The 24,287-nt window shown below is 73.5% G+C and carries 23 protein-coding genes; 13 read left to right on the top strand and 10 right to left on the bottom strand.

All coding sequences use genetic code 11. The features are described 5' to 3' along the window. The 3 genes from ACZ6S8_RS25765 to ACZ6S8_RS25755 all read right to left on the bottom strand — a co-directional run. Positions 1-857: FAD-dependent oxidoreductase (locus ACZ6S8_RS25765; RefSeq protein WP_469459522.1), on the bottom strand; the 857-nt coding region annotated here is incomplete at its 3' end. A gap of 71 nt (positions 858-928) precedes the next feature. Next, positions 929-2,338: a hypothetical protein gene (locus ACZ6S8_RS25760; RefSeq protein ID WP_469459520.1), complete on the bottom strand. Its 1,410-nt coding sequence runs from the start codon at positions 2,336-2,338 to the stop codon at positions 929-931. 55 nt (positions 2,339-2,393) lie between these two features. Next, positions 2,394-3,110 (bottom strand): class I SAM-dependent methyltransferase, encoded by a 717-nt coding sequence (locus ACZ6S8_RS25755; RefSeq protein ID WP_469459518.1) that lies wholly within the window; start codon positions 3,108-3,110, stop codon positions 2,394-2,396. 158 nt (positions 3,111-3,268) lie between these two features. On the opposite strand from ACZ6S8_RS25755, the gene ACZ6S8_RS25750 reads away from it, so the two are divergent. The 3 genes from ACZ6S8_RS25750 (at position 3,269) to ACZ6S8_RS25740 (ending at position 7,123) form a co-directional block, all read left to right on the top strand. Beyond that, the gene (locus ACZ6S8_RS25750; protein WP_469459517.1) at positions 3,269-4,456 is read left to right on the top strand and encodes an MAB_1171c family putative transporter; all 1,188 of its coding nucleotides are present in this window, start codon (positions 3,269-3,271) and stop codon (positions 4,454-4,456) included. A gap of 227 nt (positions 4,457-4,683) precedes the next feature. Beyond that, a complete protein-coding gene (locus ACZ6S8_RS25745) occupies positions 4,684-5,238 on the top strand; it encodes a PadR family transcriptional regulator (RefSeq protein ID WP_469459515.1) in 555 nt (184 codons plus the stop codon). A gap of 160 nt (positions 5,239-5,398) precedes the next feature. Beyond that, the gene (locus tag ACZ6S8_RS25740) at positions 5,399-7,123 is read left to right on the top strand and encodes an acyl-CoA dehydrogenase family protein (RefSeq protein ID WP_469459513.1); all 1,725 of its coding nucleotides are present in this window, start codon (positions 5,399-5,401) and stop codon (positions 7,121-7,123) included. A gap of 77 nt (positions 7,124-7,200) precedes the next feature. On the opposite strand, the gene ACZ6S8_RS25735 is transcribed toward ACZ6S8_RS25740, so the two are convergent. Further along, positions 7,201-8,850: a D-alanyl-D-alanine carboxypeptidase/D-alanyl-D-alanine-endopeptidase gene (locus ACZ6S8_RS25735; RefSeq protein WP_469459511.1), complete on the bottom strand. Its 1,650-nt coding sequence runs from the start codon at positions 8,848-8,850 to the stop codon at positions 7,201-7,203. A 193-nt stretch (positions 8,851-9,043) separates the two neighbouring features. Next, the gene (locus ACZ6S8_RS25730; protein ID WP_469459509.1) at positions 9,044-9,997 is read right to left on the bottom strand and encodes a LysR family transcriptional regulator; all 954 of its coding nucleotides are present in this window, start codon (positions 9,995-9,997) and stop codon (positions 9,044-9,046) included. Positions 9,998-10,100: 103 nt separating this feature from the next. On the opposite strand from ACZ6S8_RS25730, the gene ACZ6S8_RS25725 reads away from it, so the two are divergent. Beyond that, positions 10,101-10,994 carry an NAD(P)H-binding protein gene (locus ACZ6S8_RS25725; protein WP_469459715.1) on the top strand — a complete coding sequence of 298 codons (894 nt, stop codon included), beginning with the start codon at positions 10,101-10,103 and terminating at the stop codon, positions 10,992-10,994. Between the two features lie 99 nt (positions 10,995-11,093). Beyond that, positions 11,094-11,459 (top strand): darcynin family protein, encoded by a 366-nt coding sequence (locus tag ACZ6S8_RS25720; protein WP_469459508.1) that lies wholly within the window; start codon positions 11,094-11,096, stop codon positions 11,457-11,459. A 36-nt stretch (positions 11,460-11,495) separates the two neighbouring features. Here the strand turns inward: ACZ6S8_RS25720 and ACZ6S8_RS25715 are convergent, their stop codons facing one another. Continuing rightward, positions 11,496-12,677, bottom strand: a complete 1,182-nt coding sequence (locus ACZ6S8_RS25715) for an NUDIX hydrolase (RefSeq protein ID WP_469459506.1) — start codon at positions 12,675-12,677, stop codon at positions 11,496-11,498. 83 nt (positions 12,678-12,760) lie between these two features. Beyond that, positions 12,761-13,390, bottom strand: a complete 630-nt coding sequence (locus ACZ6S8_RS25710) for a LysE/ArgO family amino acid transporter (protein ID WP_469459505.1) — start codon at positions 13,388-13,390, stop codon at positions 12,761-12,763. Between the two features lie 69 nt (positions 13,391-13,459). Between ACZ6S8_RS25710 and ACZ6S8_RS25705 the strand changes: the two genes are divergently transcribed. The 3 genes from ACZ6S8_RS25705 to corA all read left to right on the top strand — a co-directional run bounded on the left by ACZ6S8_RS25705 (position 13,460) and on the right by corA (position 16,047). Further along, on the top strand, positions 13,460-14,377 hold the full coding sequence (locus tag ACZ6S8_RS25705; RefSeq protein WP_469459503.1) for a LysR family transcriptional regulator ArgP: 918 nt from the start codon (positions 13,460-13,462) through the stop codon (positions 14,375-14,377). A 10-nt stretch (positions 14,378-14,387) separates the two neighbouring features. After that, a complete protein-coding gene (locus ACZ6S8_RS25700) occupies positions 14,388-14,783 on the top strand; it encodes a TOBE domain-containing protein (protein ID WP_469459502.1) in 396 nt (131 codons plus the stop codon). Between the two features lie 181 nt (positions 14,784-14,964). Continuing rightward, positions 14,965-16,047 carry a magnesium/cobalt transporter CorA gene (corA, locus tag ACZ6S8_RS25695; RefSeq protein WP_469459713.1) on the top strand — a complete coding sequence of 361 codons (1,083 nt, stop codon included), beginning with the start codon at positions 14,965-14,967 and terminating at the stop codon, positions 16,045-16,047. A gap of 82 nt (positions 16,048-16,129) precedes the next feature. On the opposite strand, the gene ACZ6S8_RS25690 is transcribed toward corA, so the two are convergent. Both ACZ6S8_RS25690 and sigK read right to left on the bottom strand, forming a co-directional pair. Then, positions 16,130-16,852: an anti-sigma factor gene (locus ACZ6S8_RS25690; RefSeq protein WP_469459501.1), complete on the bottom strand. Its 723-nt coding sequence runs from the start codon at positions 16,850-16,852 to the stop codon at positions 16,130-16,132. Then, positions 16,849-17,436: an ECF RNA polymerase sigma factor SigK gene (sigK, locus tag ACZ6S8_RS25685; RefSeq protein WP_469459499.1), complete on the bottom strand. Its 588-nt coding sequence runs from the start codon at positions 17,434-17,436 to the stop codon at positions 16,849-16,851. The genes ACZ6S8_RS25690 and sigK overlap by 4 nt, the downstream gene beginning before the upstream one ends. A 315-nt stretch (positions 17,437-17,751) precedes the next feature. On the opposite strand from sigK, the gene ACZ6S8_RS25680 reads away from it, so the two are divergent. The 5 genes from ACZ6S8_RS25680 (at position 17,752) to ACZ6S8_RS25660 (ending at position 23,272) form a co-directional block, all read left to right on the top strand. Further along, complete coding sequence (locus ACZ6S8_RS25680) at positions 17,752-18,600, top strand: chitosanase (RefSeq protein ID WP_469459497.1); 849 nt, start codon at positions 17,752-17,754, stop codon at positions 18,598-18,600. 317 nt (positions 18,601-18,917) lie between these two features. After that, positions 18,918-19,271, top strand: a complete 354-nt coding sequence (locus tag ACZ6S8_RS25675) for a DUF805 domain-containing protein (protein WP_469459496.1) — start codon at positions 18,918-18,920, stop codon at positions 19,269-19,271. Positions 19,272-19,479: 208 nt separating this feature from the next. Beyond that, entirely contained in the window at positions 19,480-21,699 is a 2,220-nt protein-coding gene (locus ACZ6S8_RS25670; RefSeq protein WP_469459494.1) for an NADP-dependent isocitrate dehydrogenase, read from the top strand. A gap of 163 nt (positions 21,700-21,862) precedes the next feature. Next, a complete protein-coding gene (locus ACZ6S8_RS25665) occupies positions 21,863-22,396 on the top strand; it encodes a GNAT family N-acetyltransferase (protein WP_469459493.1) in 534 nt (177 codons plus the stop codon). A 30-nt stretch (positions 22,397-22,426) separates the two neighbouring features. Further along, positions 22,427-23,272 carry a hypothetical protein gene (locus ACZ6S8_RS25660; RefSeq protein ID WP_469459491.1) on the top strand — a complete coding sequence of 282 codons (846 nt, stop codon included), beginning with the start codon at positions 22,427-22,429 and terminating at the stop codon, positions 23,270-23,272. Between the two features lie 32 nt (positions 23,273-23,304). Here the strand turns inward: ACZ6S8_RS25660 and ACZ6S8_RS25655 are convergent, their stop codons facing one another. Next, a complete protein-coding gene (locus tag ACZ6S8_RS25655; protein WP_469459489.1) occupies positions 23,305-24,222 on the bottom strand; it encodes a formylglycine-generating enzyme family protein in 918 nt (305 codons plus the stop codon). Between the last annotated feature and the right edge of the window lie 65 nt (positions 24,223-24,287).

Genomic DNA, 24,287 nt, shown 5'->3' with positions numbered 1-24,287 from the left:
GCGCGCCCCCGGGGGGGGGCGGGCCCGCGCGCGCCTCCCGCGCGGGCGCGGGGGGCCCCGGGGCGCGCCCCCCCCCCGCCCCCGCGGGGGCCGCCCCCCGCCACCCCCAGCTCCTCGATCGCGCGCGCGACGACGGGCTGCTGCCGCTGCCGCGGCGTCCACACCAGGGTGTCCCGCTCCAGGACGCGGCCGTCGTCGAACTCGACGGCGTACAGCGATCCCCGCCGGTGGTGCAGGCGGCTGATCGTGCCCGTGACGAGGTCGCCGCCCCTGGCCCGGGCCGCCGTACGCGCGCCGTCGGCGCCGGGCATCGACGCCGGGCAGATGGCGACGGTGTCGCCGGTCCACGCCCGGAACGCCACCGGCGAGAGCGCGGCGAGGTCGGCGTTGTCGACGACGATGCCCCAGCGCCGGCCGGCGTTCTCCTCGCCGAGGCAGAACGGGCAGTGGATCACGGTGCGGCCCCAGCAGGCCGAGAACCCCTCCACGTGCGCCGGGTGGACGTCGACGACACCGGTGGCGAGCACGACGCTCGACGCGCCGACGGTGTCGCCGCCGTCGAGGACGACCCGGAACCCGCCGCCGTCCGCGACGCGGACGCTGTCGGCGTGCGCCTCCCGGAGCTCCACGGTCGCGTACCGGGACAGTTCCTTCCCGGCGAGCGCCCGCATGTCGGCGGGAGTGGCGCCGTCCATCCCGATGTGTCCGTGGGCGCCCTGCGACGCGCTGTTGCGCGGTGCGTGGTGACTGTCCACGACGATCACCCGCTGGCGGTAACGGGCCAGGGCGAGCGCCGCCGTGAGCCCGGCGGGGCCGGCCCCCACGATGACGGTCTCGGTCTCGGTGTGCGAGGGCATGCTTCGGTACCTTCCGTCGGCGGTGTCGGCGGTGTCGGCGGGATCCACGCGGGGACGGGTCCGGCCGCCGGCTACCGCAGGGAGGAGCTCTCCTGCACCCAGTGGAAGCCGTGCCCGACGAGGGGGAACGAGCCGGGATCCACCCGGTGCAGGCGCAGCCGCAGCCGCCGGCCGTCCACGTCGCCCTCCAGCACCAGCGAGCCGTCCGCGGGCCGCTCCGCCTTCAGGACCGCGTTCCACCCGGGATCGGTCGTCTTGAGCAGGGTCACCGAACCGGCGGCCGCGTCGACGGCCGCGAGGTAACCGTCGAGCGAGTCGTCCATGCGCTGGACGGTCACCGCATCGGCGGACTCGAACACGACGCGCCGCCACCGCTCGGTGTCGGTCACCAGCGGCGGGTGCTCCCGGCCGTCGGCCGAGAACTCGTCCACGTCCCAGATGCCGTACAGCTCGGGCTTCTCCCGCCCGCCGCCGTACGTCTTCCAGAACGTCCGGTCGTTGCGCAGCTGCGCACGCAGCATCCACAGCCCGGCGGCGACCTGCACGGCCGCGGCCGCACGGTTCGCGCCGCGCGAGCGGAACAGCTCCGGCAGCGGCGACGGGCGGACCGCCCCGTCCGAGAGGAGGACCCGGGCCAGGCGCCCCGACTCCGGCGCCAGCAGGACCAGGCTCAGCAGGAGCAGATGGAACGAGTGGATCTTCACGGGCACGTCGAAGGTCATGTTCAGCAGGAACACCTGGGCCAGTTCCACCGCGCACAGCAGCGCGCCCGCCGTGGTCGTCCCGGGATGGATCAGCAGCAGACCGCCGGCGATCTCCGCGCAGCCGAGCAGGATCTGGTACGTCTCCGAGGAGGCCGACTGCGCCCACAGCGCGCTCATCGGGCTGAACCGGCCGAACGGCTCGACGAGCTTGGACAGCGGCAGCTGGAACTGCAGCGGGACGGCCTTGGCCGCGCCGTAGTGGAACATCTGCCCCGCGAGGCACAGCCGCACCGCCAGCCGGAACCACGGGTCCGAGGTCGCGTACCGACCCGGACGCCGGTCCAGCGCGGACCAGACGGGCGTGGCGGCGGCGGCCGCCGCCAGCCAGCAGAACTGTCCGACCCAGGCGTGCCGGTCGTCGCCGCCGTCGAAGCGCCCGCCCTCGCCCAGTTCGGTGCCGAACACGTGCGAGGCCACCCAGTCCCGCACCGGCCGGATCTCCCACCGCTTCGCCCAGGCGTCGGCCGCCGACTGGAGGTGGCCGAGACCGCCGCCGCGCAGGGCCAGGTAGATCTGGGGCGTCGTCAGGCAGTAGATCCCCGCGTAGGCCGCGCCGAACCGGCCGGCGACCCGCAGGGCCGCCCTGCCGGCCGGTGAGGCCGGCGCGCCGCCCGCCGAGAGGCCGGTCCGCCGCACGGTCCGGCTCCGCAGGGAGGGTGACGCCGCCCGCAGGGACGGCGCCGCGGCCCGGAGCCAGGCGCCCGCTCGTACTCTCACGTTCCCTCACCTTCACGCGCGCCGGATGCGCGCCTCGGACGTGCGTGGACGCCGGTCAGACGCGGCGGAACCGGCCGAGCCAGGCGTGCGCCTCGTGGGGTTCCGCCGTCGTCGGGAGCACTCCGCCGATCCGGGAGTCGGTGACGGACTCGACGGCCCAGCCGTCGGCGAAGCCGTCCCGGAGGTGGTCGGCGGACCCCTGGCTGCCGCGCGGCCCGGCGTCCCCCTCGGGCCGGTGCGCCGGGATGCCCTCGATCGCCGCGGCCAGCAGCGCCTGCGTCTCCTCGGCCCCGCGGTCGCTGATCGCCAGTACGTGCACGAGCGCCCCCGGGCGGCAGGCGCGGTGCAGCGCCGCCGCGTACGCCCGCAGTCCGGCGGCGTCGAACGTGTGGGCCAGACCGGAGTCGATCACCGTGTCGAAGCGGCCCTCGTAGCCCGTGAGCTCCAGGGCGTTGGCGACCTCGAAGCTGGCGTCGAGCCCGCGCTCCGCCGCCTTCTGCCGGGCCAGGGAGATCGCCGTCGGCGACAGGTCGAGTCCGGTCACCGCGTACCCCCTGCCCGCCAGGTAGAGCGCGTCCTCGCCGGTTCCGCAGCCCGGGTCGAGCACCGCCCCGCTGACGAGTCCCGCCGCCTCGACCGCGACGTGGGCGGGCTGCGGGGCGCCGATGTCCCAGGGCGGACGGGTGCCGAAGGGGCTCTCGCCGCGGTACACGGCGTCGAAGACATCGGTGAGCGCGTCGATTCCGGAGGGTCGGGAAACGGCATCAGTCATGCTTCCATGATTGTGTCGTCCCCGTTTCCGCCTTCGATCTCTTGCCCATTTCTGTCACGGCCGCCCCGCCCGGCGCGCCGGCCGAACCGCCGAACCGTTCACCGCTCGCTCCGCCGCACGCTCCGCCGCTTGTGCTGTACCCGTAGGAAACCAGGACGTTGAACACCACCAGAACCCTCTGCTTCGTCATCGCGGCACTCTCGTCGTACGCCGCGCTCGCCTACCGGCTGTGCCAGGGACGGCGCAGCTGGCGGGAGGCCGGCTACCGCACCCTCATCACGACCCTGCTGTTCCAGTGCCTCACCTTCACGATGGGCGCCGTCGCGATGGAGCACGCGCGCTTCCTCGGCGTCGGGAACCTCGCCATCCTCCTCATGCACCTCGCGGCGGTCGCCTTCTGCATCAGCGCGCAGATCATCCTGCTGAGGTGGGCGGCCGTCGGTGAGGAGGCGGTGCGCAAGACGCGGTTCTGGGTGGCCACGGGCATCGCCCTCGAGGTGCTCCTGACGGCCCTGTTCTTCCTGGCCGACGGCCCCCGCCGGGCGCCGCTGGACTTCGACGGCAGCGGCGATCCGCTGCTCCTCGCGTACCTCCTGGCCTTCATCGCCTCCCAGGCCGTCCCCTGCGTCACGATGTTCCGCCAGTGCGGCCCCTACATCCGGATGACCGCCAACGCCTCGCTGCGGCGGGCCCTGCGCGTCCTGTCCCTCGCGGTGGCCATCCTGCTCCTGTACGGCCTGGTCAGGACGGTCAACGTGCTCACCATCGCCGCCGGGGTCGAGATCGGGACGCGCAAGGAGACCGTCGCCTCCGTCCTCAACGCGCTGGGCATCGTCACCCTCTCGCTGAGCCTGGCGATGCCGTCCTGGGCCCCGTCGGCCGCCCGGCTGCTGGGACGGATCCGCACGTACCGCTCGTACCGGGCGCTCTACCCGCTGTGGCGGGACCTGTACGAGTCCTGCCCCGACATCGCCCTGGAGCCGCCGGGCGCCTCGTTCTCCGACCTCGACTACCGGCTCCACCGGCGGATCGTCGAGATACGGGACGGCTGGCGGGACCTGCGCCCGTACATCGACCGTACGGCGGAGGCCGAGGGCGGGGGCGGGGGCGGCGCCGGCGGAATCGGCGGCGCGGGCGGCCGGGAGCCGAGCGGGGAGTCGCGGCAGGCGTTCACGGAAGCGGCCCAGATCAAGCGGGCCCTCGTCGCCAAACGGACCGGCCGCGTCCCGCACGACAGCAAGGACGACGGCGACTTCAACGACCGCGATACGGACAATTTCACCGCGGAAGTCGCCTGGCTCACCCAAGTGGCGGCTGCCTACAGTAAGCTCCACAGCGCGAGTTGAGAGCTCCCGCCCGGTTTGCATCCCCCGTCAAACCGGGCGGGCATCGCCCTGTGTGACGGGGCCCGCCCGCGGCGCACCCCCCCCGAGAACTGCCCACGTCGGTTCCCCCTTCCCTCCCGTCCTCCCCGCGCGTTCCCCTCCCCGGACAGCACCCGTCCCGGGTGAGCCGCGTCTCACCGGGGCGGCGACGCTTGTCTATGCACCGAGTTGCATAGAAGGATCGGGGCATGGCGATTGAGCACGCGATCCTCGTCTCCCTGCTGGAGCAGCCGGGCTCCGGCTACGAGCTGGCCCGCCGGTTCGACCGGTCCATCGGCTACTTCTGGACCGCCACCCACCAGCAGATCTACCGCGTGCTCAAGCGCATGGAGGCCGACGGCTGGGTCGAGGTCCGCGAGGTGGCGCAGCAGGCGCGGCCGGACAAGCGGGAGCACTCCGTCACCGGGTCCGGCCGGGCCGCCCTCGCCGCCTGGCTCCACGAGCCGATCCAGCCCGACAGCGTCCGGCACGAGCTGGCCGTGAAGATCCGCGGCGCGGCCTTCGACGACCCGGCGGCGCTGATCCGCGAGGTCGAACGGCACCACCGGGCCCACGCCGACCGGCTCACGCACTACCTCGCGGGGGAGCTGCGGGACTTCACCGGGCCGGACGCGCCCGCAGTACCCGACGCCGGGCAGGAGCTCCAGCACGTGGTGCTCCGCGGCGGCATCGCCTACGAGCGGATGACGCTGGCCTGGCTCCAGGACGTGCTCGACACCCTCCACCGCCTCGCCGCCCGCTGAGCCGCGCCCGGCGCGGACGCACCCTCACGACCCTGCGCACCGGAACCACCCCCCCCCGCACCGGAACCACCCCCCCCCGCACCACGAGCCGCACGCACCCGCACCACCCTTCCGGCGCCACTCGGCACCCTCCCGGCCCCGACCCGAAAGGCGAACGCCCATGACCGACGCCCTGCTGTTCAACCCGCACACCTATGACCCCGCGCACTTCGACCCCGAGACCCGCAGGCTGCTGCGCGCCACCGTCGACTGGTTCGAGGACCGCGGCAAGCGCAGGCTGATCGAGGACTACCGCTCCCGCGCCTGGCTGGCCGACTTCCTCGCGTTCTCGGCGAAGGAGGGCCTCTTCGCCACGTTCCTGACCCCGGCGGCCGCCGCCGGCGAGGGCGAGCCGGACAAGCGCTGGGACACGGCTCGGATCGCCGCCCTGAACGAGATCTTCGGCTTCTACGGCCTCGACTACTGGTACGCGTGGCAGGTCACCATCCTCGGCCTCGGCCCGGTCTGGCAGAGCGACAACGCCGCCGCCCGCGACCGCGCCGCCGAACTCCTCGCACAGGGCGAGGTGTTCGCCTTCGGCCTGTCCGAGAAGACCCACGGCGCCGACATCTACTCCACCGACATGCTGCTGGAGCCCGACGCCTCCGGCGGCTTCCGCGCCAGCGGCTCCAAGTACTACATCGGCAACGGCAACGCCGCCGGCCTGGTCTCCGTCTTCGGCCGCCGCACCGACGTCGAGGGCCCCGACGGCTACGTCTTCTTCGCCGCCGACAGCCGCCACCCGGCCTACCGGCTCGTGCAGAACGTCGTCGACTCCTCCAAGTACGTCAGCGAGTTCCGTCTCGACGACTACCCGGTCGGCCCCGACGACGTCCTGCACACCGGCCGCGCCGCCTTCGACGCCGCGCTCAACACCGTCAACGTCGGCAAGTTCAACCTCTGCACCGCCTCGATCGGCATCTGCGAGCACGCGATGTACGAGGCCGTCACCCACGCCGAGGGCCGCATCCTCTACGGCCGTCCCGTGACCGCCTTCCCGCACGTGCGCCGCGAGCTGGCCGACGCGTACGTCCGCCTCGTCGGGATGAAGCTGTTCAGCGACCGCGCCGTCGACTACTTCCGCTCCGCCGGTCCCGACGACCGCCGCTACCTGCTGTTCAACCCGATGACGAAGATGAAGGTGACCACGGAGGGCGAGAAGGTCATCGACCTCCTGTGGGACGTCATCGCGGCCAAGGGCTTCGAGAAGGACACCTACTTCGCGCAGGCGGCGGTCGAGATCCGCGGACTGCCGAAGCTGGAGGGCACGGTCCACGTCAACCTCGCGCTGATCCTCAAGTTGATGCGCAACCACCTCCTGGACCCCGCGGACTACGCCCCCGTGCCGACCCGCCTGGACGCGGCCGACGACGCCTTCCTCTTCCGCCAGGGGCCGGCCCGCGGCCTCGGCTCCGTACGCTTCCACGACTGGCGCCCCGCCTTCGACGCGTACGCCTCCCTCCCCAACGTCGCCCGCTTCCGCGAGCAGGCCGACGCCCTGTGCGCGTTCGTCACGACCGCCGCCCCCGACGAGGAGCAGGGCCGCGACCTCGACCTGCTCCTGGCCGTGGGCCAGCTCTTCGCGCTCGTCGTCCACGGCCAGCTGATCCTGGAGCAGGCCCGCCTGACGGGCCTGGACGAGGACGTGCTCGACGAGCTGTTCGCCGTCCTCGTACGCGACTTCTCGGCGCACGCGGTCGAGCTCCACGGCAAGGACTCCGCCACCGAGGCCCAGCAGACGTGGGCGCTCGGCGCGGTCCGGCGCCCGGTCGTCGACGCCGACCGCTCGGCCCGCGTCTGGGACCGCGTGCAGGCCCTGGCCGGCACGTACGAGATGGCCCCCTGACCAGACCACCCCCGGCACCCCGCCCGGACGGCTCCTCCCAGGTGGAGCCGTCCGTATGGTCGCCCGTCCCCGGCGCCCTAGTCGTCCCCGGTCGTTCGCCGGGACGTTGATTCCTGGAGGTGGGCGGCGATCCGGGCCAGGTCGTCGGCGATGGCCAGGACGCCGGCCGTGTCGGCGGTCGGGGTGGAGGCGCCGTTGACGCCGAGGTAGAAGGCGTCGTGGCCTCCGTCGCCCCGGTCGAGATAGCCGGCGAGGGTCATGGCGCCCGCGCCCAGGCGGTCGTTGAGGGCGTCCAGTCCGACGGCGGCGCCGGTCTTGGCGAACACCTTGCCGCGGGCCGGGCAGGCGCGGCAGTTGTCGGCCAGCAGGCCGTCGACGCCCAGGATCGGCAGTGCCTCGCGGAAGCGTTCCGCCTCGGGCGTGCGCGTCCAGTACGTCAGCAGCTGCACCTCGGCCTGCGGCGTGGCCCGGTCGACGGGGTTGCCGCCCCGGCCGTCCAGGAGCTCCACCTGCTCGCGGTCGACGCCCGCGCGGTCCAGGAAGCCGGCCAGAACCGGGAAGCCGTCCATGCACTGCGTGCTGCCCGCCTCGACCGCCATCAGGCAGATGCCGAGGTTGGCCCCCAGGTTGTGGCTGACCTTGAAGATGAGCTCGGCGTACTCGGCGTACGGCGGCGAGGTGTACAAGGCCACGCGGTCGTCGTCCCCGTAGGAACGGGGCAGCCCCGCCACCGGGTTGGGGCCCGTCGGCTCCGCCGTGACCTCGACCCCGGCCCGCTGCAGCGCCTCGATCAGGGCGGTCCGCCCGAAGGCCGCCGGGTCGGCGATCGGGGAGACGCGCAGCAGCGGGGCGGAGTCCGCCGCGATCGTGCCGGTCAGGCTGATCCGGGTGCCGTCGGCCGACGCCGTCACCTCGATGTCGGTCGGCTTCCCCGCCGCGACGGTCGTCACGGTGGACGTGACCCGGTACGGGGCGACCTTCGGCCGCCAGTCCAGGCGTACGGGCGCTCCGGCGCGGTCGCCCGGCGTCGTCATCAGGTCGATGAGGTTGTCGTTGACGATCAGCGGGGTCGGGGTGGGGTCCAGGACCGGCTCGGGCCCGAAGAGCCGGTCGTCCACGATCACGTCGCCGTCGACGCGGGTGATGCCGGCACGCCTCACCTGTCGGGCGATCAGGTCGATCCCGGCCAGCGGGTTCTCCGGGGTCAGCGTGGCGCCGGGGAAGTCGTTGGCATAGGTGTGGTCGAGGTCCGTGAAGGCGACCGTTCCGTCGGGGCGGGTGCGGCCGCCCAGGGTGAGGTCGCCCTGCGCGACCAGCGCGAGGTCGCCGTCCAGGGTGCTCCCGCTGCGCTCTCCCACCGCGAAGACCGGCGTTTCGAAGCGGTGGCCGCCGCCGAGGGTCTTCCACGTCCCGGACACGCTGAACAGCTTGGCCGTGGAGCCGGGGATGAAGAACTGCCCGGGGAAGCGGCTGTGGCTCACCCGCCCGGTCGCCGGGTCGCTCTGGAGCAGGCCCCACTGGGCATGGCGGTACTCCGGCTTGCCCATGATCTCCGTGATCCGCGGGTCGAGCCCGTCGGGTCCGGCCTCGTCGGCGGGTGACGGCGTCGCGCCGAAGGCCGTACCCGGCGCCAGGGTCACGAGCAGCAGGGCGCACAGGCCGCCGGCCACGCGGCGCCGGAAGCGGTGGACGCGGCCGGCACCCGGGACCCCACGCTCGTCTCGCACCACGGCACGCCCCGTTCCTCCGGCGATCCCCTGTGTGTGCCGCCCGGTCGGGGCGCGCCGCTCGGCGGCCGCCGTGTCCGGGCCGGATCCTGTCGCGTCCGCGCCACCACGCCTTCACGCGTCGGCGTCACGCGTTCGGACCAGCGTGACACGCACGTACGGGGCCCGCACGTCGCCCCGGGGTCCGGCCGGGTCAGGCGGTGGGACTGCCGGGTGCGCACAGGGTGCGGCGTACGGCGTCGCGGAGCCAGTGGTGGGCCCGGTCCGCCGCATGGCGGGGGTGCCAGGCCATGCCGATGGTCACGGGCGGCAGGGTCAGCGGGATGTCCAGGAGCCGCAGTCCGAGGGCGACGGCGTCGCCCGTGAGGGGGGAGGGTGCGGCGCCGGGCGGCGCGGCGGGCACCAGGCAGACGACGTCGCTGCGGGCGGCGAGGGTCATGGCGGCGAGGTGGCTGGGGAGGACGATGCCGACCCGGCGGTGGAGGTTCAGCTCGGCCAGGGCGGTGTCGAGCGGCCCGGTGAACCGGCCGAGGCGGCTGACCGCGACGTGCGGTGCGGCGGCGAGCCGTGCCGCGGTCACGGGGCCATCGGTGAGCGGATGGCCAGGCCGGACGGCCGCGACCATGCGGAGGCTGACGAGTTCCTCGACCCGGGTCTCGGGGTCCACGTGGTCGATGGACCCGACCTCCAGGTCGATCCGGCCGTCGCGCAGGGCGGGAGCGCCCTCCCACTCCTCGGCCCGCAGCCGGAACGAGACCCCCGGCGCCTCCTCCCCGGCCAGGCGCAGCAGTCCGGGGGCCAGCGCGGCGCCGACCAGGTCGGCGGTCTGGAGGGTGAAGGTGCCGCGCAGCTCGGCGGGGTCGACGCCGGTGCCGGGGCCGAGCAGGGCCCCGAGGCTCCGCACCACGGCCGCGGCCTCCTCGCGCAGGGCCAGGGCGCGCGGGGTGGGGACCATGCTCTGCCCGGCCCGGACCAGCAGCGGGTCCTGGAGGGTGCGGCGCAGGCGGGCCAGAGTACGGCTCATGGCGGCGGGCGAGGTGTGCAGCCGGGCGGCGGCCCGGGTGACGCTGTGCTCGGCCAGCAGGGCGTCCAACGCGATGGCGAGATTGGCGTCGAAGGACGCATCCGGGCTCTTCACCAGGGTCATTCCGTTTCCGTCAAGTATTGCGTGCCGAGATTCCCATTGTGGCATCGGCGGGCCCCTCCGCAGGATGAGGGACGTACCGACCGGCACGACCTGCGAGGTATTCATGATCGTCATCACTGCTCCCACCGGGAACATCGGCCGTCCGCTGCTCTCCCTGCTCCTGGAGTCCGGCCCCGCCGCGGGCGAGGAACTGCGCGTGATCGTGCGCGACCCCGCCCGGCTGCCGGCCGAGGCGCGCGGCCGCGTCGAGGTGATCACCGGCTCCCATGGGGACGCCGAGGTCGTCGACCGGGCCTTCGAAGGCGCCGACGCCGTGTTCTGGCTCGTCCCGCCGGACGCGTCCCTGACCCCGCGGGAGGCCTTCAGCGGCTTCAGCGGCCCTGCCGTGAAGGCGCTCGCCGCCCACGGCGTCGGCCATGTCGTCGGCGTCTCCGCGCTCGGCCGCGGCACCCCGCTCGCCGACCGGGCCGGCCTGGTGACGGCCTCCCTCGCCCTGGACGACCTCCTCGCCGGCAGCGGCGCCGCCTACCGGGCCCTGGCCAATCCGTCCTTCTTCGAGAACCTGCTGGAGGAGGCCGGCTCCCTCCGCGACGAGGGCGTCTTCACCGACGTCGTCGACGCCGGCCGCAAGGCCCCCCTCGTCGCCTGCGCCGACATCGCGGCCGTCGCCGCCGGACTGCTGCTGGACCGCTCGTGGACCGGCACCGGCAGCGTCCCCGTCCTCGGACCGCAGGACGTGTCGCCCGACGACCTGGCCCGCATCATGACCGAACAGCTCGGCCGCCCGGTCCGCTACGCGCGCCTGCCGTTCGAGGAGCTGCGCACCATGCTGGCCGGCCACGGCCTGAACGAGTCGTTCGTCCAGGGCATCGTCGACATGAAGCGGGCCAAGGACCAGGGCCTGGACGCCGGCGTCGCCCGCACCCCGGACACCGCGTCCCCCACCGGCTTCGCCCAGTGGTGCGCCGAGACCCTCAAGCCCGCCGTCCTCTCCTGACGCCGTCACCCGTCACCCGCCGCCCGTCACCCGTCACCAGGCGCCGGAAGCGCACGGCGCCCCCGCGCACCACGACCCCTGCCGCTGTGGAGGTACCCCATGCCCGCCGAGACGACCGCACCACCGGTGACCGCGTTCATGCTCGTCAAGACCACGCCCGAATGGCTCGCCCTGACCGTCCCGGAACGCGTCGAAGCCTTCACCACCCGGGTCCTGCCCGTGATCGAGGCGAGGACGAGCGGTGTCCGGTCCCGCTTCTACGACACCGAGTTCTACTCCGCGCGCGTCACCGACGTCTGGGTGTGGGAGGCCGAGGACCATCACGCCTACCAGCTCCTCGTCGACGCGCTGCGCGAAACCCCCTTCTGGGACCGCTACTTCGAGGTCGTCGAGCTCCTCGTCGGCACCGAGAACGGCTACGCCCGCACCTACGGCCTCGAACCCGTCGCCACCGTCACCACCTGACCCACCGCACGCTCCGCCCGGCCGTACGCCGCCCTTTCAGAGGTCCTCGGACTCCTCCTCCGCGTTCCCGGCCGGCCGTCCCGCGTGCAGTTCGAGGGGCCCCGAACCGGCCTTGCGCGCGGCGAGGCAGGCCTTGATCTGGCGGCGCAGCGAGGGAGCCACCAGGTCGCGCAGCTCCGCCGGGGCGGCTGTGCGCCAGTCGAGGAGTTCGGCGGGGGGCAGCCGGATGCGGTCGAGGACGGGGGCGGTGAGGACGCCGCCGTCGTACAGGAACCGGATGCGGGCCGGACGGCCCTTCTTGTGCGACCAGTTGACGGCCAGGAGGCGGCCGGGGACGAGGTCCAGACCGAGTTCCTCCCGGACCTCCCGCCGGGCCGCGGCGCGCGGGGTCTCGCCGACGTCGCTGTCGATCCCGCCGCCCGGCAGCTGGTGCCGGCCGGGCCTGCCGTACGCGGGCCGTACGAGCAGCACCCCGCCGTCCGGGCCGGTGAACAGGACGCTTGCCGCGGTGAGGGCCTTGGGGCGGTTGGCCCGGTGGCTGGCGGAGTCGAGCGAGCCGGAGTGTTCCAGCGCCGCGCGCCGGTCCGGGTCCAGGCCGGCCGGGGATCCGGGCTGGGCCACGCCGTCGGCGAGGTGGGCGAACGACCCGGTGTACAGGGCCGCCAATCCGGCGCGCAGCCGGGACGCGCTCCGGGTGGGGAGCACTCCGTACGCCTCGTCCGGCGCCAGCCACCGGGCCCGTACGGATCCGGCGACCGCGGCCGGGAGCGCCGCGGCCTCCTCGGCGCCGAGCGGGCCGACGAGGTGGACGTGGACGACGAGGGAATGGGCGTCCGGACCGCCGGGCCGGGAGTCGACGGCCAGCAGCCGGCCGACCGGCGCACGCAGGCCCAGCTCCCGCGCAAGGTGCCGCGCAAGCCCCTCCTCGGGCGTCTCGCGCTCCCCGACGGGACCGCCCGGCAGCACCGGCCCCCCTTCCGACGCGTCCGCGGCGGACGGTACGAGGACCCGCCCGCGCGCGTCCAGCACGACGGCGGCCGCGGTCACGAGCGGCGCCGTCCGGGCGCCGCGGTCCGCGCGCATAGCGTCGGAGGAGGGGGCGAAGGGGTCGGAAGGACTGGAGGAACTGGAGAGGTTGGAGGTACTGGAGGTACTGGAGGTACTGGAGGTATGAGAGGGGCTGAAGTGGTTGGAGGGGCGGTCGGGCGTGCTGGTCACGGAACTCCTCAGGGGGGTGGGCAGGCCAGCACTATGCCCCGCACGCGGCCCGCCCACCGGCGCTGACACGCCCCGTGCGGTGCTCAGGCGCGGGCGAGGAGGAGGCCGCCCATGGTGACCATCGTCGCCGCGACGAGGCCGTCCAGCACCCGCCAGGCCGCGGGCCGGGACAGCAGCCCGCTGAGCAGCCGGGCGCCGTACCCCAGGGCGGCGAACCAGATCAGGCTGGCCACGACGGCTCCGACACCGAATGCCCAGCGCAGGTCTCCCCGGTCGGCCGCGAGGGAGCCCACGAGCAGCACGGTGTCCAGGTACACGTGCGGGTTGAGCCAGGTCATGGCCAGGCAGGTCAGCACGGCGCGGCGTACGGAGCCGGGAGCGGGGGCGGCCCCGTCGGCGGTGAGGGCGGCGCCCGGGACCGGTCGCACGACGCGGCGGGCGGCGAGGACCCCGTACCCGACGAGGAACGTTCCGCCGGCCAGGCCCACGACGGTCAGCGCGGCGGGCCAGGCGGTGACGAAGGCGCCGACCCCGGCGACGCCGAGGGCGATCAGCAGGGCGTCGGACACCGCGCAGATGGCGACCACCGCGAGCACCGCGTGGCGGCGGGCCCCCTGGCGGAGGACGAACGCGTTCTGGGCGCCGATGGCCACGATGAGGGAGAGCCCGGTGCCGAAGCCGGCGAGGACCGCCGTGGTGATGCCGTATGTCATGACACCGACCGTAGGCAGCGGTTCCATTTCAGTACAGCTAAAGATTTTTACGTACCCTTAGCGTTCGTGATGGAAGAACTTCCCCTGGACCAGGTCCGGACGCTGCTCGCCGTGGTGGACGAGGGCACCTTCGACGCCGCGGCGGCCGCCCTGCACGTGACGCCCTCGGCGGTGAGCCAGCGGGTCAAGGCGCTGGAGCAGCGGACGGGACGGGTGCTGCTGATGCGGACGAAGCCGGTGCGGGCGACGGAGTCGGGGGAGGTGGTCGTCCGCTTCGCGCGGCAGCTGTCCCGGCTGGAGCGCGACGCGCGGGCCGAGCTGGGCATGCCCGACGGGACGGGACCGGTCCGGCTGCCGATCGCGGTGAACGCGGACTCCCTCTCCACCTGGTTCCTGCCCGCCCTGGCCCGGGTCCCGCAGGATCCGCCCGTCTGCTTCGAACTGCACCGCGAGGACGAGTCGCACACGACGGCCCTCCTGCGGGAGGGACAGGTGATGGCGGCGCTGACCTCTTCGCCGGATCCGGTGGCGGGGTGCACCGTGCGCAGGCTCGGGCAGATGAGGTACCTCCCGGTAGCCGCCCCGGGGTTCGCGGCCCGGTACCTCACGGGGGAGCCGGGCCGGGACCTGCGGGAGGCGCCGACGATCGTCTTCGACCGGAAGGACGACCTCCAGGACGCGTTCGTACGCTCGCTCACCGGGGACGCGGCAGCCGTGGCGGGCCACGTACGGCACCACATGCCGACGTCGGAGGGGTTCCGCGACGCCGTCGTCGCCGGGCTCGGGTGGGGCCTGGTGCCCGAGACGCAGGCCCGGCCGCTGGTACGGACGGGACAACTGGTCCTGCTGGCGCCGCACCGGCCGATGGACGTACCGCTGTACTGGCAGCAGTGGAAACTCGACTCGCCGGTGCTGTCGACCGTGGCCCGGGTGATCGCGGAAGCGGCGGCGGAGGCACTGCGGGGGCCTTCGCCGGACAGGACCTAAGCTGCGGGCCATGGAGTCCTACACGATCGGCCAGGCGGCGCGGCTGCTCGGTGTGAGCGTCGACACGGCGCGGCGCTGGGCGGACGCGGAACGGTTCCCCACCCGCCGGGAGGGGACCCGCAGGATGGTGGAGGGGCCGGACCTCGCGGCGTTCTGCGTGGAAGTCGCGCAGGAGGGCGCCGAGGGCGTCGACGAATCCCCGTACACCTCGGCGCGCAACGCCTTCCCGGGGATCGTCACCGGGGTGAAACTGGGGACGGTCGACGCACAGGTCGAGATCCAGGCGGGACCGCACCGGGTCGTGTCGCTGCTGACCCGGGAGGCGGTGGAGGAACTCGGGCTGGAGGTCGGCGCGCGGGCCACGGCCCGCGTGAAGTCCACGAGCGTCTTCATCGACCGCACGTAGTCCCCCCGGCCCCGGCCCCCGCCCCGGCCCCCACCCCGCCCCCCGGCCCCCGCCCCGCCCGTCGCTGCCTCCGCGGCGGGGAACGCCCCGGCTGGGAACGCCCCGGCCGCGGTGGCCGGAAGGGGGCGGCCGCGGTGGCACACTTGCCGGTGATCCGCCGAAGGGGAGAAAGCCGTTGTCCATGTTCAGCAGCCTGCGCCGGGCCGTTCGCCGCGGCTACCGGCGGGCCGTCGACCTCAGCCACCCCGCCCGCTCCCCGCTCGGCAGCGCGGTCGTCAACTGCGTCGTCTACCTGGACGGCGTGCGCCAGGACGGCTGCTCGGAGGCCGAGGAGGCGCTGCGCCGGGTCCGCAAGACCGGCCACGGCTTCGTGTGGATCGGCCTGCACGAGCCGGCGCAGGAGGAACTCACCGGTCTCGCGGAACTGTTCGGCCTGCATCCGCTCGCCGTCGAGGACGCCGTCAACGCCCACCAGCGCCCCAAGGTCGAGCGGTACGACGACACCCTGTTCTCCGTCTTCAAGACCGTGCGCTACGTCGAGCACGAGGAACTGACCTCCACCAGCGAGGTGGTGGAGACCGGCGAGCTGATGGCGTTCACCGGTGACGACTTCGTCATCACCATCCGGCACGGCGGCCGCGGCACGCTCGGCCCGGTCCGCGAGGAGCTGGAAGCCTCCCCCGACCTGCTCGCGAAGGGGCCGGCGGCCGTCCTGCACGCCATGGCCGACCACGTCGTCGACGACTACCTGGCCGTGACGGACGCCGTGCAGAACGACATCGACGCCGTCGAGACCGCCGTGTTCAGCGAGTACGGGGGCCGGGGCGACGCGGGCCGGATCTACCAGCTCAAGCGCGAACTGCTGGAGCTGCGACGGGCGGTGGCGCCGCTCGGCCGCCCCCTCACCCAGCTGGCCACGCAGCCGATACCGGTCATCCCGCCGGAGGTCCGCACGTACTTCCGGGACGTGGCCGACCACCTGACCCGGGCCACCGATCAGATCGGCGCGTACGACAACCTGCTCGACTCCATCCTCCAGGCGCACCTCGCGCAGGTGACCGTCGCGCAGAACGAGGACATGCGCAAGATCACGGCCTGGGCGGCGATCGTCGCCGTGCCGACCATGGTCTGCGGGGTCTACGGCATGAACTTCGACCACATGCCGGAGCTGCACTGGACCTACGGGTACCCGCTCGTCCTCGGGGTCATGGCGCTCGCCTGCTTCGCCATCCACCGGGGCTTCCGGCGCAACGGCTGGCTCTGACCCGCCGACGGGCGGCGCGCCCCAACGCGCCGCCCGCCCCGTCAGGCGGTCAGGGCCGCCGGTCGTGGACCGGCCGGCGCCGTCAGGCGGTCAGCGGCATCAGCATCACCGGAGCCGTCGTCGGCTGCGCCGATCCGCCCGCCGGCTCCAGCGTCAGGCCGACCGCGGAAGCCCGGCCGGGGGAGCCGGTCATCAGGGTGCCGCCGTCCCCGGCGAGCAGCCCGGCCGGCCGCATCTCGGCGCCGTCCGCGAACCACAGCTGGTAGGTCTTGCCCTCCGGCGCGGGCGGCAGCCCCGAGCCGAGGAACACGGCCCGGTCCTGCCGTGCGGAGAGCACCACCGTCGCCGTCGCGCCGCCCGGTGAGCGGCCCGACACCGTACGGGCGTCGGGGGCCGTGATCACCGCCGCCAGGTCCTTGAGGGACCGGTCCGGCTGCGGGGACTCCTCGCCGGACCACAGGGCCGCGCCGCCCAGGGCGACCCCGCCGGCCAGTCCGCCGGCCAGGCACGCCGCGAGGGCCAGCGGCAGCGCCCGCCGCCGCAGCGCGACCATGCCGCGCCGGGGCGGGGCCAGCTGGCGCACCGTGTCGATGCGGGCCAGCACCTCGGTCCGCATCGACGGCGGCGGGGCCAGCGCGACCGCCGAGCCCAGCCGGGCCGCGGTCGCGGAGAACTCCCGTACGTCCTGCTCGCACCCGGGGCACCGCGTCAGGTGGTGGGCGAACGCGTCCCGCTCACCGGGATCCAGCGCGTTCACGGCGTACGCGCCCGACAGGGCGTGGAGGTGGTCGGAGTCGGTCGTCATGCGGTCACCCCCATGCAGTCGCGCAGCCGGATGAGTCCGTCGCGCAGGCGTGTCTTGATCGTGGGCAACGGGGTGTCCAGGGTCTCGGCGACCTCGCGGTAGGTGAGGCCGCCGTAGTAGGCGAGCGTCACGGCCTGGCGCTGCAGCTCGGTCAGGCCGCGCACGCAGCGGCGCACCTGCTCGCTCTCCAGCCGGATCTCGACCTGTTCGCTGACCTCGTCGTACGGGCGCTTGTGCTCGCGGGCGGCCGTGTCCTGCTCGCGGGCCGCGGCGGCCTGGGCCGAGCGGACCCGGTCCACGGCGCGGCGGTGGGCGATGGTCATGACCCAGGTCATGACGGAGCCCTTGTCGGACCGGTAGCGCGGCGCCTGGCGCCACACGTCGATCATGACCTCCTGCGCGACCTCCTCCGACTGGGCCCGGTCCCGCAGGACCTTGACGGCGATGCCGAAGACGGGGCCCGCCACCACGTCGTAGAGCGCGGCGAAGGCGTCCTCGTCGCCGCGGGCGACGCGTTCCATGAGCGCGGGGAGGTCGGGGGCGCCGGAGCGGTCCGGCGCGCCGAACGCCGTCTGCTGCCTCACGCCGCCGTCCCCGGGCCGGCCGGCGGGCGGATACGCGTATGCGTCATGGCTGTTCCTTCACTGCGGGCGGTGCTGCGGACGGGCGGTGCTGCGGACGGACGGACGGACGGACGAGCGGGCGGACGGGCGAGCGGGCCGACGGGCGCGGGCGCGCGCGGCGGACACCCCTTGCTTCGGAGCCCGCGCCCCGCCGGATTGGTCGTCGGGGGAAAGGATTCGGCGGAAAGGATTCCGGAGGTCTTGAGGAGCCGACCGATCTGGTAGTAAAGTTTCCTAACACAGTCCAGAACGCCTCAACTTCCGTATGGAGGCCTTGTGTTCACCCCCCAGCGCACCTCACTGGCGATCGCTGTCGTCCTCGGCAGCACGCTCCTCGCCGTACCGGTCACCGCGCACGCCACCGCCCCCGCACCCGCGCCGGCCGCCTCCGGGGCGCCGGTCGCCGCGGCCGCGGCGACCGGGCTCGACGACCCGGCGAAGAAGGACATCGCCATGCAGATCGTCTCCAGCGCGGAGAACTCCTCCCTGGACTGGAAGGCGCAGTACAAGTACATCGAGGACATAGGTGACGGCCGCGGCTACACGGCCGGGATCATCGGCTTCTGTTCCGGCACCGGCGACATGCTCGACCTCGTCGAGCACTACACCCAGGTCAAGCCGGGGAACGTGCTGGCCAAGTACCTCCCCGCCCTGCGCCGCGTCGACGGCAGCGACTCGCACGCCGGCCTCGACCCGAACTTCACCCGGGACTGGGCGAAGGCGGCCCAGGACACCGCGTTCAAGAAGGCCCAGGACCACGAGCGCGACCGGGTCTACTTCAACCCCTCGGTCCAGCAGGGCAAGTCCGACGGCGTCGGCACGCTCGGCCAGTTCATCTACTACGACGCCATCGTCATGCACGGCGACGGCACCGACTCCACCAGCTTCCGCAACATCCGCAAGCGGGCGCTCGCGAAGGCCAAGCCCCCGGCCCAGGGGGGCAACGAGACCACGTGGCTGAACGCCTTCCTCGACGCCCGCGTCTGGGCGATGAAGCAGGAGGAGGCGCACAGCGACACCAGTCGCGTCGACACCGCCCAGCGCGTCTTCCTGAAGAAGGGCAACCTGAACCTCAACACCCCGCTCGACTGGAAGGTCTACGGGGACTCCTTCCGCATCGGCTGACCCGCGCGGGTGCGCCGCGGCCCGGTTCCCCGCCCCTTCCGGATCCGGCCTGCGGTGTAGCAGTGGAGTAACGATGTGGCCAACGATCGGTGCTCCCGGCGGAGTCGGCGGGAGGTGGGGTCCGCGGACTTTCCGGACTTCCCCGGACACGGCGGCACTTCGACCCCTGGCGGTTTCCGGCCAGTGCCGGGAATCGGCTCCGGTGGGTGAATTGGGGCCCGCGGAAAGCGGCTTGACCGCGGTGTAAGCGGAGCATAAGTTCTGCCCCGGCTTGATCCAGCTGGACGGGCCCGAACCACCGTCCTCTGGGGGGACTCATGAACTACTACCTCGACGTTCTGAAGAAGTACGCCCTGTTCTCCGGCCGCGCCCGCCGCAAGGAGTACTGGATGTACGCCCTCTTCAACGTGGGCATCCTCGTCGTCCTCTCGATCCTCGACGCCGTGCTCTCCACCGCCCCGATCCTCGTCGGCATCTACGCCCTCGGCGTCTTCCTGCCGGGCCTGGCGGTCACCGTTCGCCGCCTGCACGACCTCGGCAAGTCCGGCGCCTGGTTCCTCATCGTCCTGATCCCGCTCGTCGGCGGCATCTGGCTGCTCGTCCTCACGGCCTCCGAGGGCCAGCAGCAGCCCAACGAGTACGGCCCGGACCCCAAGGCCGTCCACGCCTGACCCGCCCGGCCCGCAGGGCCGTGACGCGCCTGAGCGCCGCCGGGGCTGGAAACAGCTCCTGCGGCGCTCTCGCCGTTCCCGGGGCGGGCGTAACGCATGTCTCCCCCCGGTTGTGGCAGGGGGCTGTCCGGACCGGTCCGGACAGGAGATATCTTGATGTCGAGCAATGTTGCAGACGAGAGACGCAGACTGTGGAGCGGAGCATCCGGTGACTGACTCGACCATCATCTACACGCACACCGACGAGGCCCCGGCCCTGGCGACGCATTCGTTCCTGCCTGTGATCCAGGCGTACGCGTCGACGGCCGGAGTGACCGTCGAGACCCGTGACATCTCCCTGGCCGGTCGGATCATCGCCAGCTTCCCCGAGCACCTGGAAGAGGGCCAGCGCATCGCCGACGCCCTCGCCGAGCTCGGCGAGCTGGCGAAGACCCCGGGCGCGAACATCATCAAGCTGCCCAACGTCTCGGCCTCGATCCCGCAGCTCAAGGCCGCGGTCGCCGAGCTCCAGGGCCAGGGATACGCGCTTCCGGACTACCCGGACGACCCGAAGACCGACGAGGAGCGCGAGACCCGCGCCCGCTACGACAAGATCAAGGGCAGCGCCGTCAACCCGGTCCTGCGCGAGGGCAACTCCGACCGCCGCGCCCCCGCCTCGGTCAAGAACTACGCGAAGGCCCACCCGCACCGCATGGGTGCCTGGACCTCCGAGTCGAAGACCAACGTGGCCACCATGGGCACGAACGACTTCCGCTCCACCGAGAAGTCCACCGTGATCGCCGAGGCCGGCACGCTGCGCATCGAGCACGTCGCCGCCGACGGCTCCACCACCGTCCTGCGCGAATCCGTACCGGTCCTCGCAGGCGAGGTCGTGGACGCCTCCGTGCTGCACGTGGACGCGCTGCGCACCTTCCTGAACGACCAGATCGAGCGCGCCAAGGCCGAGGACATCCTGTTCTCCGTGCACCTCAAGGCCACGATGATGAAGGTCTCCGACCCCATCGTCTTCGGCCACGTGGTCCGCGCCTTCTTCCCGAAGACCTTCGCCCGGTACGGCGAGACCCTGGCCGCCGCCGGCCTGTCCCCGAACGACGGCCTCGGCACCATCCTGAACGGCCTGGGCGCCCTGCCCGACGCCGACGCGATCAAGGCCTCCTTCGACGCCGAGATCGCCGAGGGCCCGGCCCTCGCGATGGTCGACTCGGACAAGGGCATCACCAACCTGCACGTCCCGAGCGACGTCATCGTCGACGCCTCCATGCCGGCCATGATCCGCACCTCCGGCCACATGTGGGGCCCGGACGGCGCCGAGGCCGACACCCTGGCCGTCCTGCCGGACAGCAGCTACGCCGGTGTCTACCAGGTCGTCATCGACGACTGCCGCGCGCACGGCGCCTTCGACCCCTCCACCATGGGCTCGGTGCCGAACGTCGGCCTCATGGCCCAGAAGGCCGAGGAGTACGGCAGCCACGACAAGACCTTCGAGATCGCCGCCGCGGGCACCGTCCGCCTCGTCGACGCCGAGGGCACCACGGTCCTGGAGCAGGAGGTCGCCGCAGGCGACATCTTCCGCGCCTGCCAGACCAAGGACGCGCCGATCCAGGACTGGGTCAAGCTCGCCGTCACCCGCGCCCGCGCCACCGGCGACCCGGCCGTCTTCTGGCTCGACGAGGACCGCGCCCACGACGCGCAGCTGATCGCCAAGGTCAAGACGTACCTCGCCGACCACGACACCGAGGGCCTGACCCTCAAGATCCTCTCCCCGGTCGAGGCCACCGCCTTCTCCCTGGAGCGCATCCGCCGCGGCGAGGACACCATCTCGGTGACCGGCAACGTGCTCCGCGACTACCTCACCGACCTGTTCCCGATCCTGGAGCTGGGCACCAGCGCCAAGATGCTGTCGGTGGTCCCGCTGATGAACGGCGGCGGCCTCTTCGAGACCGGCGCCGGCGGCTCCGCGCCCAAGCACGTGCAGCAGCTCGTCAAGGAGAACTACCTGCGCTGGGACTCGCTCGGCGAGTTCCTCGCCCTGGCCGTCTCCTTCGAGCACCTCGCGACCACCACCGGCAACGCCCGCGCCCAGGTGCTGGCCGACACCCTGGACCGTGCGACGGGCACCTTCCTCAACGAGGACAAGTCGCCCAGCCGCAAGCTCGGCGGCATCGACAACCGCGGCAGCCACTTCTACCTCGCCCTGTACTGGGCGCAGGAGCTGTCCCGCCAGATCGACGACCCGAAGCTGGCCGCCGCCTTCGACCCGCTCGCCAAGACGCTGGCCGAGTCGGAGCAGACCATCGTCGACGAGCTGAACGCGGTACAGGGCTCGCCGGCCGACATCGGCGGCTACTACCAGCCCGACGCCGACAAGGCCGCGAAGATCATGCGCCCCTCCGCGACCTTCAACCAGGCCATCGCCACCCTCGGCTGAAGCCGGTAGCCGTGCCCGCACGGCAGTGACGCGCTCCGCCCCGGCCGGCCCCGTGCCCGGCCGGGGCGGACCCGCGTCCGCCCTCCTTCGGCGGGTCCACCCCGGCCCGTCGGCGGCGGAAACCCGGTTGTGCCCCGGCGCCTCCGGCGGCTAGGAAGAACCCGTGATCAGCGGAAACCTGGCCGGCCTGCGCGCCCGCCTCCCCGAAGACGTCGCGATCCTCGACGCCGAGCTCTACAACGACGTGCCGAACCGCGCCCGCTCCGACGCACGGCCCTGGCGGCCGGTCCCCGCGTCCGGCGGCCACTCACCGTACGAGCCGTCCGCCCCCTCCGAGGACAAGGCCGTCTTCTCCGTCGTCGACCTCGCCTCCGGGGAGCTCGCCGGCGAGGCCCTGCTCTGGGGCATCGACCTGCACAACCGCTGCGCCCACCTCGGCATGGCGCTGCGTCCCGGGGCCCGGGGCCGCGGCCTCGGCGCGGACACCGTGGCGCTCCTGTGCCGGTACGGGTTCACCGTGCGCGGCCTGCACCGCCTCCAGGTGGAGACCCTCGCCGACAACCCCGCGATGATCGGCGCGGCACGCTCCGCCGGCTTCGCCGTCGAGGGCACCCTGCGCCGCTCGGCCTGGGTGTACGGGGCCTTCGTCGACGAGGTCGTCCTGGGACTGCTGGCCGAGGACTGGACCGTGCGCTAGCGTTCGCCACCGGTGATCCAGGGGGGTTCTGTGGCACGCGGTTCCAACACGTCCTGCGCGGGCATCGGCTGCGCGGGCTTCCTGCTGCTGGCGGTCGTCGTGCCGACCATCGGGTACCTGCTGGCGCTCCCGCTGGTCCTGCCCGACCTGCTGGCCGAGCAGACGCCGCCGCAGCGGTTGCAGGGTTTCGGCCGGCACCTGGTCGTCTACGCGTTCCCGGTCGTCACGGCTCTCGCCCTCGCGCTGTACGCGGGCCGCGTGCCGGGCCGCAGCGGGGGCCGGAGCCGGAGCCGGAGCCGACGGTCCGTGTGGTGGCCGGCCCCGGCGCGGGCGGCCGCCCTGCTCGCCGTCGTCGCCCCCGTGCTGTGGTGGGTGGAAGGCAGGGTCGGGGACGTTCCGGCCTGGAACGTACGGGCGGTCGCCGAGAGCACCGCCGCCGGGCTGGTGGCGCTCGCGTTCGTGGGCGTGATCCGCCGGTGGGGCGGCTCCCGCTGGCTGGGCGGCCGCCCCTGGGGCCGCTTCCGGCTCGGGCGCCCCGCCCGGGACGGTGACCGCAGACCTGCCGCGGGGGAGATCTGGCTCGCCATGGTGCCGCTGCGCGAGGACCCCGAACGGCAGCTGCGCCACTACTGCGTGGTGCTGGCGGCCCATGCCGGTCACGCGGAGGTCGCCCAGATCACCAGCAAGGACAAGGACGGCCGGTCCGACCACATCTGGCTGCCGAACGACGGCTGGGACACCACGTCCGGCCGGGACCACTGGGTGGAGAGCGGCCGGGAGCCGCGCCGGGTGGAGTACGGGCTGTTCCTCACCTCCCGCCCCCAGGGGCCCTGCCCGCCCGAGGTGTGGCGCGAGCTCAGCCGGCAGCTGGGCTGAGCCGGCCGGACGGGGGCGGGCCGGGCGCCGGGTCAGAGGTCGGCCGCGACCCGGAAGCCGATGTTCCCTGCCGAGCTGTCCGGGGTGTTGCGGGTGCGGGCCGCGACCCGGTAGCGGTTGCAGTACGAGTCGTGGCACATGTGGGAGCCGCCGCGCATGGACCGTTCGGGTCCGCCGGGGCGGAACGGGTCGGCGGACCACTCCCACACGTTGCCGACCGTGTTGTAGAGCCCGTAGCCGTTGGGCCGGAAGGACTTGGCGGGGGCCGTGCCGGCGTACCCGTCCGCGCGGGTGTTGTGGCCCGGGAAGTCACCGTTCCAGATGTTGCACATGTACCGACCGTCCGGGCGCAGTTCGTCGCCCCAGGGGTAGCGCTTGCCCTCCAGGCCGCCGCGCGCCGCGTACTCCCATTCGGCCTCCGTGGGCAGCCGGGTGCCGGACCAGGCGCAGTAGGCCAGGGCGTCGTTCCACGAGACGTGCACGACGGGGTGGTCCTGGCGGGCGGCGAACGAGGAGCCGGGGCCCTCCGGCCGGCGCCAGTCCGCGCCCGAGACCGCCCGCCACCACGGGGTGCCCGCCACCGCCGGGGAGAGCGCCGCCGGTTCGCCGCGGAGGAAGCCCGCGAAGACGAAGCTGAATCCGAACGACTCCGCCTCCGTGACGTGCCCGGTGGCCTTCACGAAGGACGCGAACCGCGCGTTGGTGACGGTGGTCGGGGCGATGCGGAACGCCCCGACCACCGTCTCCCGCACCGGCCCCTCGCCGTCCTCCGGGAACCCGTCGGGGTCCTCGGTGCCCTGGAGGAAGCGGCCGCCCTCCAGGGCGACGAGGTCGCGCACGGCCCGCCCGGCCGCGCGGTCCGCCGGCGGCCCCGCCGGTGCCCGTACCAGCGTGAGCGGTGCGGCGGCGGACTGCTCGCGGCCGGGGGTGCAGCAGGGCTTGGGCGGCATGGGTCTCTCCAGAGCGGCGGAACGGGTCGGCAGGGGAGGCGGGCGGACGGCGGCGCCGGGCGTGT

This window comes from Streptomyces sp. NPDC048461, from assembly GCF_055587105.1.
This window is presented reverse-complemented; position numbering and strand designations above follow the sequence as displayed.

Coding starts and splice junctions, on each gene's coding strand:
- ACZ6S8_RS25755 (WP_469459518.1), bottom strand. CDS start 3,110: ATGACTGATGCCGTTTCCCGACCCTCCGGAATCGACGCGCTCACCGAT.
- ACZ6S8_RS25745 (WP_469459515.1), top strand. CDS start 4,684: ATGGCGATTGAGCACGCGATCCTCGTCTCCCTGCTGGAGCAGCCGGGC.
- ACZ6S8_RS25740 (WP_469459513.1), top strand. CDS start 5,399: ATGACCGACGCCCTGCTGTTCAACCCGCACACCTATGACCCCGCGCAC.
- ACZ6S8_RS25730 (WP_469459509.1), bottom strand. CDS start 9,997: ATGACCCTGGTGAAGAGCCCGGATGCGTCCTTCGACGCCAATCTCGCC.
- ACZ6S8_RS25725 (WP_469459715.1), top strand. CDS start 10,101: ATGATCGTCATCACTGCTCCCACCGGGAACATCGGCCGTCCGCTGCTC.
- ACZ6S8_RS25720 (WP_469459508.1), top strand. CDS start 11,094: ATGCCCGCCGAGACGACCGCACCACCGGTGACCGCGTTCATGCTCGTC.
- ACZ6S8_RS25710 (WP_469459505.1), bottom strand. CDS start 13,390: ATGACATACGGCATCACCACGGCGGTCCTCGCCGGCTTCGGCACCGGG.
- ACZ6S8_RS25705 (WP_469459503.1), top strand. CDS start 13,460: ATGGAAGAACTTCCCCTGGACCAGGTCCGGACGCTGCTCGCCGTGGTG.
- ACZ6S8_RS25700 (WP_469459502.1), top strand. CDS start 14,388: ATGGAGTCCTACACGATCGGCCAGGCGGCGCGGCTGCTCGGTGTGAGC.
- corA (WP_469459713.1), top strand. CDS start 14,965: ATGTTCAGCAGCCTGCGCCGGGCCGTTCGCCGCGGCTACCGGCGGGCC.
- ACZ6S8_RS25690 (WP_469459501.1), bottom strand. CDS start 16,852: ATGACGACCGACTCCGACCACCTCCACGCCCTGTCGGGCGCGTACGCC.
- ACZ6S8_RS25675 (WP_469459496.1), top strand. CDS start 18,918: ATGAACTACTACCTCGACGTTCTGAAGAAGTACGCCCTGTTCTCCGGC.
- ACZ6S8_RS25655 (WP_469459489.1), bottom strand. CDS start 24,222: ATGCCGCCCAAGCCCTGCTGCACCCCCGGCCGCGAGCAGTCCGCCGCC.